The organism is Paenibacillus sp. WG02 (genome assembly GCF_055396115.1).
Genome location: NZ_AP036016.1, coordinates 5261117 through 5274227, shown reverse-complemented (window position 1 = coordinate 5274227; position 13111 = coordinate 5261117). Strand labels below are relative to the sequence as shown.

The following is a 13111-nucleotide window of genomic DNA, read 5'->3' as shown; positions in this document are numbered from 1 at the left end:
TTTTTCACAAAACTCTTAGGGGGAAATAACATGTCTGCACAAGTTATTAATGGGAAAGAACTCGTGAGTTCCATCCGTGAGGAGATCAGGTCGGATGCGGCCGCGCTAACTGCGCAAGGCAACCAGCCTGGTCTTGTCGTTGTTATTGTTGGAGAAGATGCGGCTTCACAGGTATATGTAAGAAACAAAGCGAAGGCTTGCGATGATGTAGGGATTTATTCCGAAGTTCATCGTTTGCCAGAACATACAACGCAACAAGAGTTAATCGCACTTATTCATAAATTTAATAGTGATAACCGAATTAACGGCATTCTTGTTCAATCACCGCTGCCTAAGCATATCAATGAAGAAGCTGTTGTTGATGAAATTGATCCGCTTAAGGATGTAGATTGTTTCCACCCCATTAATGTCGGTAACTTGATGATTGGCAAAGACGGCATGAAGCCATGTACCCCGCATGGTGTTATCGAAATTCTAAAACGCACGGGAGTAGAAATAGCTGGTAAGCACGCTGTTGTAGTAGGAAGAAGCAACATCGTAGGCAAACCAATGGCTATGCTGCTTCTGCGCGAGCATGCGACAGTATCCGTTGTTCACTCTCGTACTCCGAATATGGAGGAAATTACGAAACAAGCGGATATTCTTGTTGTTGCTGTTGGAAAAGCGCATTTGATTAAAGCTCATCACGTGAAGCCTGGTGCCGTCGTTATCGATGTGGGGATGAATCGTCCTGCTGACGGTAAATTGACCGGGGATGTTGATTTCGAAGCGGTTAAAGAGATTGCAAGTGCAATCACACCCGTACCCGGTTGCGTAGGTCCAATGACGATTACCATGCTGCTTCGCAACACTGTAGATGCAGCAAGTCGCGCAGCTAAAGCGAATGTGAGTGTTTAATCAGGAGTATGGCGAGAAACGAGACGAAGATTTTATCTGTCAAGGATTTGAACCGGTATATTAAACTCATGCTAGAGGGCGATTCCCGTCTGCAGGATGTTTGGGTTCGTGGGGAAATCTCTAATTTTACTCACCATTCCAGTGGTCATATGTATTTTACGATCAAAGATGCGGATGGCAGGCTAAAAAGCATCATGTTTGCTTCGCATAACCAGAAGCTCGGTTTTATACCGAAAGAGGGAACGAAAGTGATCGCTCGCGGTAATATTTCCGTATACGAAAGAGACGGAGCGTATCAGTTCTATGTGACGGCGATGCAGCCTGATGGCATCGGCAGTTTGTATTTGGCCTTCGAGCAGCTCAAGAAGAAGCTCGAAGGGGAAGGGCTGTTCGCGGCGGAGCGCAAGAAACCGATTCCTCGGTTTCCACGCGCGATCGGCGTGATCACATCTCCGACGGGAGCCGCTATTCGTGATGTCATCATCACACTGCAGCGGCGTTTTCCGTCGATTCCGATCCTCCTGTACCCGGTATTGGTACAGGGAGCGCAAGCGGCGCCTTCGATCGTCAAAGCGATCGAAGCGATGAATCGGCTCGGTGAAGCCGACGTGCTCATCGTGGGCCGCGGCGGCGGCTCGCTCGAGGAGCTCTGGGCGTTCAACGAGGAAGCCGTTGCGCGGGCTATCGCAGCCTCCGCGATTCCCATCATCTCGGCCGTCGGCCACGAGACGGACTTCACGATCGCAGACTTCGTCGCCGATCTCAGAGCGCCGACGCCTACGGCGGCGGCCGAGCTCGCGGTGCCGCACCACCACGAGCTGAAGCAGCAGCTGTCGCAGCTCGCGCAGCGGCTGCACTACGGGCTGCTCCAGCAGCTGCGCCGCAAGCAGGAACGGCTGGAGCGCGCGAAGCGCTCCCCGTTCCTGACGAACCCCCGCAGGCAGCTGCTGATGCAGCCTGCGGAGCGGCTCGACCGGCTGGCGGAGCAGCTCGGTTACCGCATGCGCCAGCGCCTCACTCTGCTGGCGGAACGGCGATCGAAGCTGGAGCGCCGCTTATCTAGCTTCAATCCCAAAGAGCAGGCCGTGTCGGCAAGGCGTCGCTTGGATACGGCGGGGCGGCAGATGCTCACGGCGATGCAGACCCTCCTGCGTACGAAGAAGCAGGAGTGGCAGTCAGGCGTCCGTCATTTGGACGCCCTCAGCCCGCTGAAGGTCATGCAGCGGGGCTACAGCTTAGCGTACGATGAAGATGAGCAGCAGCTCATTCGTTCAGTCTCCCAAGTGAAGGTGGGGGATTTCGTTAAGATTCGTCTGAAGGACGGAAGATTGAATTGTCAGGTATCGGGGATGGAGGAGAACAAAGATGTCAACGAGTGAAACGGAAGTTAGTTTTGAATTGGCCATTGAACAGCTGGAGCGCATTGTTGCCCAATTGGAAAGCGGTGATGTGCCTTTGGAGAAAGCCATTGAGCTATATCAGGAAGGCGTTCGGCTCTCCCATCTATGCGGTGTGAAGCTAGAACAAGTAGAAAAGAAAATTGAGATGCTGGTTGAAGGTGAAACGGGCACTGTGAGCAGGAAGCCTTTCCAACCTGTCTTGGAAGATAAGGGGAATTAGGTTGAATAAGACGTCAACGATTCATGAATATATAGCTTCCCATGCAGACATGGTCGAAGCGGCTTTAATCCAAGCGCTGCCTGCAGCATGGGACGTTCCTGGTTCACTTCGTGAGTCCATGAACTACTCCTTAATGGCTGGAGGCAAGCGCTTGCGCCCCATTCTGGTACTCGCAGCAGCTGAAGTGCTTGGGGGTTCTCTAGAAGCAGCAATGCCTGTTGCGCTAGCCATTGAGATGGTTCATACATACTCCCTGGTTCATGACGATTTGCCAGCCATGGATAATGATGATTATCGCCGTGGCAAGCTGACGAACCATAAGGTGTATGGTGAGGCCATGGCCATTCTAGCTGGCGATGCACTGCTGACTCAAGCATTCTTCAGCATTACGCAAGCTCATAAAAGTCATGGAATTCCAGCAGAACGCGTGCTGGCCATTACAGAAGAACTTGCCGTATATGCAGGAGCAAGAGGGATGGTTGGCGGTCAAGCCGCTGATATGCTCGGGGAGCAAGGCATAACAAAGCTTGAAGAATTAGCTTTCATTCATACGCATAAGACAAGTGATCTCATTGTTTTCTCCTTACGTGCCGGCGGTCATATTGCGGGCGCAACGGAAGCGCAACTGAGTGCACTTAGTGAATTCGGCAATGCGATTGGTCTTGCTTTTCAGATTCAGGATGATATTTTGGATATTATCGGAGATGAGAAGAAGTTAGGTAAACCCGTGAAGAGCGATGAGAAGCAGCAAAAGGTAACCTATCCCTTTTTTATTGGAATGGAAACTTCGGAGCAGAAGGTCAAGGATTTAACGAATCACGCCAAAGAAACGTTACTTCGTGCACAGATTGCGCACCCGGAGAGGCTTCTCCAACTGGCGGATTACTTAATGCAGAGGGATCATTAATCTTTTATAAGGTGCACTATCCCTTGTGTTTGTTGCCGTTTTACACGTAATACCCAAAACTATGATATAATGGTGAAATCTTAGCATTTTCACATTGAAAGTGAGGAAACAAGCGTGCTGCTCGAACAAATCAATCGGCCTGAGGACTTGAAGCGTTTATCCTTGACGGAGCTTGAGACATTGGCTGGTGAAATCCGTCAATTTCTGATAGAGAAGCTGTCCGTTACAGGTGGACACTTGTCCTCCAATTTAGGTGTGGTTGAGCTCACCATTGCTTTACATACCTTGTTCCACAGCCCGTATGATAAATTTATTTTTGATGTGGGTCATCAAGCTTATGTCCACAAAATTTTAACCGGTCGCAAAGATAAATTCGATACTCTGCGTAAGTACAAGGGACTTTGTGGATTCGTAAAACGCTCTGAAAGTGAACATGACGTCTGGGAAGCCGGTCATAGCAGTACCTCGCTGTCAGCCGCTATGGGAATGGCGATGGCCCGCGATCTTAAAGGTGAACATAATAAAGTTGTTGCTGTTATCGGTGATGGGGCTATTACTGGCGGTATGGCATTAGAAGCAATGAACCACATTGGTCATGAGAAGAAAAATATTATGGTCATTCTGAATGACAATGAAATGTCGATTGCGCCCAATGTCGGGGCGATTCATAATTATTTGAGCAAAATTCGTTCGGATCGTCATTATTTAAAGGCCAAAGAAGAAGTTGAACATTTACTTAAGAAAATTCCTGCCATCGGCGGCACCTTGGCCAAAACCGCGGAAAAGCTGAAGGACAGTCTCAAATATTTTGTACTGAACGGTGTTTGGTTTGAGGAATTAGGTTTCACATACATTGGTCCTGTAGACGGACATAATTTGCCGGTATTGCTTGATACGCTTAAACAGGCCGAGAAAGTCAACGGTCCTGTGCTTGTTCATGTCGTTACGACCAAAGGAAAAGGGTATACGCCTGCTGAACAGGATTCGCACAGTTGGCATGGTCCGGGACCTTACAAGATCGAATCAGGTCAAGTGCTTAAATCCGTAGGTCCTCCTATGTATACAGAAATTTTTGGGAATACGTTAATCGAGCTTGCTGAGAAGGACTCCAGAATTGTTGCGGTTACGCCGGCAATGCCGGGAGGCTCTGGGTTGCTGAAGTTCGCGAAGCAGTTTCCCAATCGGATGATTGACGTCGGTATTGCGGAGCAGCATGCGGCTACACTTTGTGCAGGACTTGCGAGTGAAGGTCTGAAACCTGTATTTGCGGTATATTCTACTTTTCTACAGAGAGCTTACGATCAAGTTGTCCACGACATTTGCCGTCCGAAGCTGAACGTAACGTTTGCTATTGACCGTGCAGGGTTTGTAGGTCCAGATGGCGAGACCCATCATGGCGCTTACGATATTTCATTTTTACGGACGCTTCCGAACATGGTGCTTATGATGCCGAAGGACGAACGTGAGTTAAGAGATATGATGCAGACTGCTATTGAGTACAATGATGGACCTATTGCATACCGCTATCCTAGAAATAGTGGAACGGGAGCGAGCACTGTTGAAGCGCCCAAAGCAATTCCAATTGGTACGTGGGAGACTTTGCGCGACGGGGATTATGCTGCTGTACTTGCAGTTGGACCGATGGTGCAGATTGCGGAAGAAGCAGCCGAACAATTAGCAAAGGAAGGCATTAACCTTCGCATTGTGAATGCACGGTTTATCAAACCGCTTGATGAAGCCTGCTTACTTCAATTAGCAAGCGAGTCTATTCCACTTATCACGATGGAAGAAGGGGCAATCCAAGGCGGATTTGGCAGCAGCATACTGGAATTCTATGCAGCCAAAGGGGTTGTTGGATTGAACGTTCACATTATGGGTATCCCGGATTACTTCGTAGAGCATGGTAGCGTGAAGGAACAACGTGAAGAAGTTGGACTTACCACACAAAACTTAATCGCTGAAGTGAAGAAGCTAGTGCCGCGTAAACGACAACGAGCTTAAGGCTATGGATGATAAGAATAGGAGTAACACAAACACAATGTCATCGGATAAAGAACGATTAGATCTATTGCTTCTTGAGCAAGGCTATTTCGAAAGCAGAGAAAAAGCAAAGGCCGCCATTATGGCTGGCCTTGTTTTTGCTGATGAAGAACCTGTTGATAAAGCGGGAATGAAGATTAGCCGGAAGGCTGTTTTGAAAGTGAAAGGTGCCATTCATCCTTATGTAAGCAGAGGCGGCCTTAAGTTAGAGAAGGCATTGAAACAATTTGATATCGATTTAAATGGAGCTGTTATGCTTGATATCGGAGCCTCAACAGGCGGATTTACCGACTGTGCTCTGCAAAATGGTGCTGCTTCTGTGTACGCCGTCGATGTTGGCTATAATCAATTGGACTGGTCACTTCGTAATGATGAACGTGTTCATGTGATGGAGAGAACGAATTTTCGCTATACGAAAATGGAGGATTTGAACGGTCCGCGACCTACCTTTGCAAGCATAGATGTTTCTTTCATTTCGCTGCGAATTATTTTACCGCCACTGAAGGAGATCTTATTAAATCAGGGGCAGGTGGTTGCCCTTATTAAACCTCAGTTCGAGGCAGGAAGAGAGAAAGTCGGCAAATCCGGTGTTGTACGCGATCCAGATGTGCATGTGGATGTGCTGACCACTGTGTTAACTTTTGCAGAAGAGTTAGGCTTTCGCCTGAAAGGACTGACATACTCACCAATCACTGGAGGGGAAGGGAATATTGAATTCCTTGCCTATTGGTCAAGTAATACGGATGACAATACGTCTCTAGCTGATGCTTCTTCTCTGAAAGCTTTGATTGCTGAGACAGTCAAAGAAGCACAAAAATTGCATGGCAAATAAACTCATCTTTGAGAACGCCTTTTGCGGCCCAGAGATGGGTTTTTTCACTTCGTCCCTAAGGGACAACGGAGTCGTTTATCCTTGCTTCATAAAGAAGGATTTTCCATGTAAATCCGCGAATACTATGGCGAGGTGAGGACATGGAACAAGGCGATGTTAAAGTCATTTTGTTAATCCTGATCATAGTTGTAGGCATTATCTTTTGGCGATTCCAACGATGGCTGGACGGACCGAATAAGAAGCGAAGAAGGATTCCTAGACACTCAGACATCCCGCAGGACGAAGTCGTGGAGCTGCTTGAAGGAGCTGGCTTCGATGTACTTGCCGGTAAAACCAAAATTCCCATCAGGATGACGATCAATGAAAGAGAACAACTGGAAAGCCGGTTATTTATCGACTATTTTGCTCAGAAAGAAGAGCACATTTACCTCGTGAAAGTAGCAAAGGAACGAAAACCGCTTGAAATGACAGGTAGTGCCGTTCGCGACATGCTGCTAGCCTATAGTCTGATTTATCCAGAAGCTGATGGGTTGCTTTATGTGGATATGGCTCTAAACAAAATTAAAAAAATCACATTTCATATAGAGGTGTAAGGATGAAAGGTCAAAGGCATGTAAAAATCAGAGAGATCATTACGAATCACGAGATTGAGACTCAGGATGAATTGGTAGAAACTCTTCGAGCTGCCGGTTTTCATGTCACACAAGCGACAGTCTCACGCGATATCAAAGAGCTTCATCTGATAAAGGTTCCCTTGGACGATGGCAGATATAAGTACTCCATGCCTGCTGATCAGCGATTTAACCCGATGCAGAGACTACGTAGAGCTTTGAGTGACCATTTTGTTAGCATTGACCATACCGACAATCTTGTCGTTATGAAATGTTTGCCAGGCACCGCGAACACGATATGCGCACTTATTGATAATCTGGAGTGGAACGGTGTTATGGGAACGATTTGCGGAGATGATACCATTCTTGTGATTTGCCGCGGCAAAGAGAATAGCCTTACTTTTGTGGATGAAGTCATGTCATTACTATCTTAATTTCAGGAGGAGCATATGCTTACAGAACTTTCGATTCGTAATTTGGCTGTAATTGAACATGTACATATTCGTTTCAAAGCAGGTTTTCATGTCTTAACAGGAGAAACTGGTGCAGGTAAATCCATCATTATCGATGCCTTAACACTTATTGTTGGGGGGAGAGGATCTTCGGAGCTGGTACGCTATGGCGCGGACAAGGCAGAGATTGAAGCGATGTTCGAATTACCGCCTACGCATCCAGTTTGGCATACGCTTACAGAACTCGGCATAAGTGCAGATGCGAGTGAGCATTTGGTCATTCGTAGAGAAATCACCGCATCAGGCAAAAGCTCTAGCCGAATTAATGGTCAGCTTGTTAACTTGACGATGCTTCGCCAAACAGGGGAGTGGCTGGTTAATATTCATGGTCAGCACGAGCATCAATCCCTGTTGAATGTGGATGAACATATTGATTCTCTTGATTTATTCGGAGATTCCGAAGTTGCGGCTGCAAAGAAAAGCTATCAAGCTAGCTATGATCAATATATGAAGCTGCAAAAAGAGCTTCGAGAGCTTCAAGAAACAAGCAAACAGGCGCTTCAAATGCTAGATTTATATCGTTTTCAAATCGATGAAATTTCGGCTGCAAAGCTCAAAGTCGGAGAAGATGAGACGTTAATCGAAGAAAAGCGAAAGCTGGCTAACGCGGAGAAATTATTTCAAAGCTCTTCTGAGGCTTATGATTTTCTCTATGCAACGAACCGTGGTTTGGATGCTGCCGGCAAGGCGGTTTCCAGACTGCAAGATATCGTTCAACTGGATCCAACGAAGCTAAGTCCACTTCTCGAGCAGGCGCAATCCGCTTATTATCAAATGGAAGACGCTGCATATCAACTGCGTGATTACCGAGATGGTATCGAGTTTAACCCTTCGCGTTTGGATTTTATTGAACAAAGATTAGATATGATCACGTCTCTAAGGCGAAAATATGGAGAGAATATTAAAGAAATACTCGTTTATTTGGATAAAATTAAAAATGAAGTCGATACCATTGAAAATAAAGATGAGCATATTCGTAAATTAGAAGACAAGCTTGCGACTGAGGAAAAGCAGTTGGGTGTAGCGGCTTTGGATCTTTCCAATTTGCGCAAAGGGATTGCTGAACAGCTTGCAAATCAAATTGAGCATGAACTTCGCGATCTGCAGATGGAACGCACGCAGTTTCGTGTACAAGTGGAACAAATACTTGACGAACGCGGCATTCTAGTTGGAGGCAACAAAGTACGCTACTCACGGCAAGGGATCGACCAAATTGAGTTTCTCATGGCACCCAATCCTGGAGAGCCTTTACGCGGACTAAGTAAAATTGCTTCAGGCGGGGAGCTCTCTCGTATTATGCTCGCAATGAAAACCATATTTGCACGCATTGATCAAATTCCTGTACTTGTTTTCGACGAAGTAGATACAGGTGTAAGCGGCCGCGCGGCGCAAGCAATTGCAGAAAAAATGTCCGTATTGTCGACAAATTGCCAAGTTTTCTCGATTACGCATTTACCTCAAGTGGCTAGTTTTGCAGATGTTCATTTCTACATTCGTAAAGAAGTAGATCAAGAACGTACATTTACGCGAGTTCAAGATATGCCTGATTCTGGACGAATTGAGGAATTAGCGAGAATGCTCGGGGGTGTCGAAGTGACGGAAACCACCCTGCATCATGCAGGGGAAATGCTTGCCATGGCAAGAAATAAGAAAGCAAGGGCATGAAAGTATAGATAGTCAGCATTTTCAGTTATAAAACGAAGAGAGTGGGGTTAACTTATAGGTACGCATTTGACGACGACAATCGTCAGGGCTTAAGGAAGTGTGAAGGAGCGTGAAGATATTGCAATCCAGCAAAAGAAAAAGATTGTTCGGACTCCTGCTCGTCTTCTTCGTTTGTATGGTAAGTTTGTCTCCGCCTTTTCAAAGCTTTGCCTCCTTCCCCCAGGAACTTCGCTTATTCAGCGGGCAGGGGAAGCAGCTCCAACTAACAATGCCGGTCAACGCCCAAGTCACGGTAAAAGATACGGATATTGTAAAGGTTAACGGCAATGCCAAGCACTCATTTCAAGTTAATTTGAAAGAACCCATCTCTTTGCAATCAGATCACTCTGGGCAAACAGAAATGAAGCTCAAGCTGTTCGGCGCAATCCCCATCAAGACCGTTAAAGTCAATGTCGTACCGGATTTGAAAGTCATCCCAGGTGGTCAAACAATCGGTGTGAAAATTAAGTCTGCCGGTATTTTGGTCGTAGGTCATCATTTAGTAACTGTTGCCCAAGACCAAAAAGTTTCACCAGGTGAAGAAGCGAAAATTCAAGTTGGTGATTTAATTACTAAGATCAATGGCAAAGACTCCAAGGATGTTAGTAAAGTTGCTGATCTTGTAGCCAAATCCGGAGAAAGCAAAACACCGCTGGAGCTAAAAATCCTTCGTAACAATGAAGAGATTCTTGTTAAGCTGCAGCCTGTCTATGACGTCGTAGATAAGTCCTATCGCTTAGGTTTGTACATTCGAGATTCAGCGGCGGGTGTTGGTACTCTAACCTTCTACGCACCCGATCAAGGCGTCTACGGGGCACTTGGACATGTTATCACAGATATGGATACCCAAACGCCAATCATCGTTGGTGACGGCGATATTGTGTATTCGAATGTGACCTCTATTTCCAAGAGTCATAATGGAGATCCCGGCGAGAAACATGCTACCTTGTACAAAGATAGTAAAGTCATTGGTAATATTGAAAGAAATACGGCATTCGGTATTTTTGGAAAAATGTATGCTGCTCCTGACCACAGCCTGGATAAGGAAGCCATACCTGTTGCTTTTGCAGAAGAAGTGAAAGAAGGCCCTGCTCAAATTTATACGGTCGTGGAAGGACAGAAGGTTGAGAAATTTGACATTCAAGTCGTCCATGTGTCCAAACAAGACATTCCAGGAACAAAAGGGATGGTCATTAAAATCACGGATCCACGATTGTTAGATAAGACAGGCGGTATTGTGCAAGGAATGAGTGGCAGCCCCATTATCCAGAATGGCAAGTTAATCGGAGCCGTTACTCACGTATTTGTAAATGATCCTACAAGTGGTTACGGTTGTTTCATAGAGTGGATGCTTCAGGACTCAGGTATTATTCTTAGACCTTCATCAGGAGCCTCTTACAAAGAATCAAAGGCGAGTTAACAGCCTTTGATTCTTTATTTTATCTTAACCTCTTTCTACAAGGGAAAACACGATTTACAACGAATTTGTCGAAGAATGTTGGAAATAGAAGATAAATTTATAATTATATAAGAAAGTGAATTAAAAGAAAAGAAAAATAATATTCGACAGAAGGAATTTAAGTTGGGGTGTCGAATACCTTTACTTAAGAGAGAAAATACCAACTTGTTTGAGTAGCTAAAGGAGGATTTTAAGTTGCAAAAAATTCAAGTGTTACTAGCAGACGACAATCGTGAGTTTACCCATTTATTATCAGAGTTCATTGGTGAGCAAGAGGATATGGAAATTGTAGGAGTGGCGTACAATGGCAACGAAGTTCTTCGTTTTCTTGAACAACAACGTGAATTGCCGGATGTACTCATTTTAGATATTATTATGCCTCACTTGGATGGCCTGGGTGTACTTGAAAAAATGCGTGAGATGAATCTTCCCACACAACCGAAAATCATCATGCTAACCGCTTTTGGGCAAGAAAATATCACTCAAAAAGCTGTGCAACTTGGAGCCTCCTACTACATTCTCAAGCCTTTTGATATGGAAACGCTAACGAATCGTATTCGCCAGCTTGTTGGCAACAATCAAGCATCCGCAACGACTTCAACGACACGTGCAAATATTGTACATATGCCTAAAGGTAAGAATTTAGATGCTAATATCACTAGCATCATACATGAAATCGGCGTTCCTGCGCATATTAAAGGATATCAATATCTTCGCGAAGCGATCACGATGGTCTACAATAATATCGAAATCCTTGGTGCGATCACCAAAACTTTGTACCCAGCTATCGCTGAGAAGTACAAGACTACACCTAGCCGTGTTGAGCGTGCCATTCGTCATGCGATTGAAGTTGCTTGGACGCGCGGCAACATTGATTCCATCTCATTTATCTTCGGGTATACGATTAACATCTCGAAGTCCAAACCGACAAATTCGGAGTTCATCGCGATGGTTGCTGATAAGCTTCGCATCGAGCATAAGGTTTCTTGAGAGGGTTAGAATCTTTGTCATTTTTCGGAGGTCATCAGCATGAAATATGAGCTCGGTCGCTGCCTACTTAGTGAGCGATTGCTTGAATCCAACATGACGGTTGGAGAACTCGCTCGAACTTTGCTTTACAAGCCAGAGCGAATTACCGACTTTGTTGAAAACAAAAGAATCATGCCGCTTAAGTCTGCAATATCTATCGCTGACACCCTAGGGTGTGATGTGAATGATTTGTATGAATTGGTCACGATCGAGTCTAACGTAATGAATTGATGGCTCTAATCCTACATATCATAAAGAGGGGCGCTCTTATCCAGAGCGTTCTTTTTTTGTTAAATCTGGTCGCCATAATTCTTGGAACCATACCATACGGATTTACGTTATACTTCTAATCAATTATTTTTCAAAGATGGAACGGTCATACAAAATGGTCTTGGAGGCGGCATAGAAGTTGTTACTTATATGGACGAGTATTATAGTGGGAATTGTGTGCGTTATTGTTCTTTTTATGAATGTTTATCCTGTTTTTGGACGGAGACCCTCGAAGGAGAAGGCACAGGCTTTCTCTCGATCTTCTCAGTATGTGAATGGGAAATTCCAAAATCCTGTCCCTACCATGATGAATATGGGCTTCGGGAATACAGTGGGGATCTTGCTAGAATTTGCGAAAAGCAGTCCTAATCGACGTCCAATGACGCATTTAGCAATGGAAACACCGAATTTGACCAAGGATATGGAAACGAAAGTGACCTGGTTTGGTCATTCGTCTTCCTTACTAACGATCGATGGAAAAGCCTTATTATTAGATCCCATGTTCGGGAAAGCTCCTTCGCCGTTTCCATGGTTCGGGAAGGGCAGATATAGCGGTGGATTGCCTTTTGAAATTGGGCAGCTGCCAGTGATTGATGCGGTCGTTTTGTCACATGATCATTATGATCATTTGGATTATGGAACGATCATGAAAATAAAGCATAAAGTGAACAAATTTTTAGTCCCGTTAGGGGTTGGGGGTCATCTAATCAGATGGGGTGTGCAGCCTGAAAAGATCGAAGAGCATGATTGGTGGGAGGAGTTTAAGTACGATGGTTTGACATTGGCCTGTACGCCGGCTACACATTTTTCGGGGAGAAGCTTGACGGACCGTGGGGCTTCCCTATGGTGCTCGTGGGTGATCAAAGGAAAGCATTCCAATATCTTCTTCAGCGGTGATAGCGGATATTCCTCTCATTTCAAAGAAATTGGGCTGAAGTATGGTCCATTCGATCTTACGCTGATGGAGTGCGGTCAGTACGATGATCGCTGGTCTGATATTCATATGATGCCGGAAGAAACAGTCCAAGCTCATCTGGATGTGAAAGGAAAGCTGATGATTCCAATACATTGGGGGGCATTTACGCTAGCCTTACACGACTGGACAGATCCGGTAGAGCGTGCCGCAAAGGCCGCACATGCTAACAAAGTGTCAATTCTCACACCGAAAATAGGTCAAACTGTCCAAGTGAATGCCGCGGATTATCCGATAGAAACTTGGTGGAAGTAGAG

General features: G+C 45.6%; 13 protein-coding genes. All 13 read left to right on the top strand.

What is annotated here, in order from left to right:
* Window positions 1-30: 30 nt before the first annotated feature.
* The 13 genes from folD (at window position 31) to ACBP55_RS24110 (ending at window position 13109) form a co-directional block, all read left to right on the top strand.
* Window positions 31-897, top strand: coding sequence for a bifunctional methylenetetrahydrofolate dehydrogenase/methenyltetrahydrofolate cyclohydrolase FolD (gene folD, locus ACBP55_RS24170; RefSeq protein WP_173184393.1), 867 nt, complete (start codon window positions 31-33; stop codon window positions 895-897).
* Between the two features lie 8 nt (window positions 898-905).
* Window positions 906-2276, top strand: coding sequence for an exodeoxyribonuclease VII large subunit (xseA, locus tag ACBP55_RS24165; RefSeq protein ID WP_464645469.1), 1371 nt, complete (start codon window positions 906-908; stop codon window positions 2274-2276).
* Window positions 2263-2517: an exodeoxyribonuclease VII small subunit gene (xseB, locus tag ACBP55_RS24160; protein WP_029197145.1), complete on the top strand. Its 255-nt coding sequence runs from the start codon at window positions 2263-2265 to the stop codon at window positions 2515-2517. Before xseA ends, xseB begins: the two co-directional genes overlap by 14 nt.
* A gap of 49 nt (window positions 2518-2566) precedes the next feature.
* On the top strand, window positions 2567-3424 hold the full coding sequence (locus ACBP55_RS24155; protein WP_464653398.1) for a polyprenyl synthetase family protein: 858 nt from the start codon (window positions 2567-2569) through the stop codon (window positions 3422-3424).
* 114 nt (window positions 3425-3538) lie between these two features.
* Window positions 3539-5425, top strand: a complete 1887-nt coding sequence (gene dxs / locus ACBP55_RS24150; RefSeq protein ID WP_464645468.1) for a 1-deoxy-D-xylulose-5-phosphate synthase — start codon at window positions 3539-3541, stop codon at window positions 5423-5425.
* 37 nt (window positions 5426-5462) lie between these two features.
* Window positions 5463-6296: a TlyA family RNA methyltransferase gene (locus ACBP55_RS24145; protein ID WP_464645467.1), complete on the top strand. Its 834-nt coding sequence runs from the start codon at window positions 5463-5465 to the stop codon at window positions 6294-6296.
* A 140-nt stretch (window positions 6297-6436) separates the two neighbouring features.
* Window positions 6437-6889, top strand: a complete 453-nt coding sequence (locus ACBP55_RS24140) for a hypothetical protein (protein WP_029197141.1) — start codon at window positions 6437-6439, stop codon at window positions 6887-6889.
* Between the two features lie 2 nt (window positions 6890-6891).
* Window positions 6892-7341, top strand: a complete 450-nt coding sequence (ahrC, locus tag ACBP55_RS24135) for a transcriptional regulator AhrC/ArgR (protein ID WP_029197140.1) — start codon at window positions 6892-6894, stop codon at window positions 7339-7341.
* A 15-nt stretch (window positions 7342-7356) separates the two neighbouring features.
* Window positions 7357-9084: a DNA repair protein RecN gene (recN, locus tag ACBP55_RS24130; RefSeq protein ID WP_464645466.1), complete on the top strand. Its 1728-nt coding sequence runs from the start codon at window positions 7357-7359 to the stop codon at window positions 9082-9084.
* A 118-nt stretch (window positions 9085-9202) separates the two neighbouring features.
* Window positions 9203-10543 carry a SpoIVB peptidase gene (gene spoIVB, locus ACBP55_RS24125; protein ID WP_029197138.1) on the top strand — a complete coding sequence of 447 codons (1341 nt, stop codon included), beginning with the start codon at window positions 9203-9205 and terminating at the stop codon, window positions 10541-10543.
* A gap of 234 nt (window positions 10544-10777) precedes the next feature.
* Window positions 10778-11572, top strand: coding sequence for a sporulation transcription factor Spo0A (gene spo0A / locus ACBP55_RS24120; protein WP_029197137.1), 795 nt, complete (start codon window positions 10778-10780; stop codon window positions 11570-11572).
* Window positions 11573-11611: 39 nt separating this feature from the next.
* On the top strand, window positions 11612-11842 hold the full coding sequence (locus ACBP55_RS24115) for a helix-turn-helix domain-containing protein (protein WP_464645465.1): 231 nt from the start codon (window positions 11612-11614) through the stop codon (window positions 11840-11842).
* Window positions 11843-12020: 178 nt separating this feature from the next.
* The gene (locus ACBP55_RS24110) at window positions 12021-13109 is read left to right on the top strand and encodes an MBL fold metallo-hydrolase (protein WP_464645464.1); all 1089 of its coding nucleotides are present in this window, start codon (window positions 12021-12023) and stop codon (window positions 13107-13109) included.
* Window positions 13110-13111: the final 2 nt, after the last annotated feature.

Excerpts from the sequence above, each read along its gene's own strand:
- folD (WP_173184393.1), top strand. The coding sequence starts at position 31 with ATGTCTGCACAAGTTATTAATGGGAAAGAACTCGTGAGTTCCATCCGT.
- xseA (WP_464645469.1), top strand. The coding sequence starts at position 906 with ATGGCGAGAAACGAGACGAAGATTTTATCTGTCAAGGATTTGAACCGG.
- xseB (WP_029197145.1), top strand. The coding sequence starts at position 2,263 with ATGTCAACGAGTGAAACGGAAGTTAGTTTTGAATTGGCCATTGAACAG.
- ACBP55_RS24155 (WP_464653398.1), top strand. The coding sequence starts at position 2,567 with ATGGTCGAAGCGGCTTTAATCCAAGCGCTGCCTGCAGCATGGGACGTT.
- ACBP55_RS24145 (WP_464645467.1), top strand. The coding sequence starts at position 5,463 with ATGTCATCGGATAAAGAACGATTAGATCTATTGCTTCTTGAGCAAGGC.
- ACBP55_RS24140 (WP_029197141.1), top strand. The coding sequence starts at position 6,437 with ATGGAACAAGGCGATGTTAAAGTCATTTTGTTAATCCTGATCATAGTT.
- ahrC (WP_029197140.1), top strand. The coding sequence starts at position 6,892 with ATGAAAGGTCAAAGGCATGTAAAAATCAGAGAGATCATTACGAATCAC.
- recN (WP_464645466.1), top strand. The coding sequence starts at position 7,357 with ATGCTTACAGAACTTTCGATTCGTAATTTGGCTGTAATTGAACATGTA.
- ACBP55_RS24115 (WP_464645465.1), top strand. The coding sequence starts at position 11,612 with ATGAAATATGAGCTCGGTCGCTGCCTACTTAGTGAGCGATTGCTTGAA.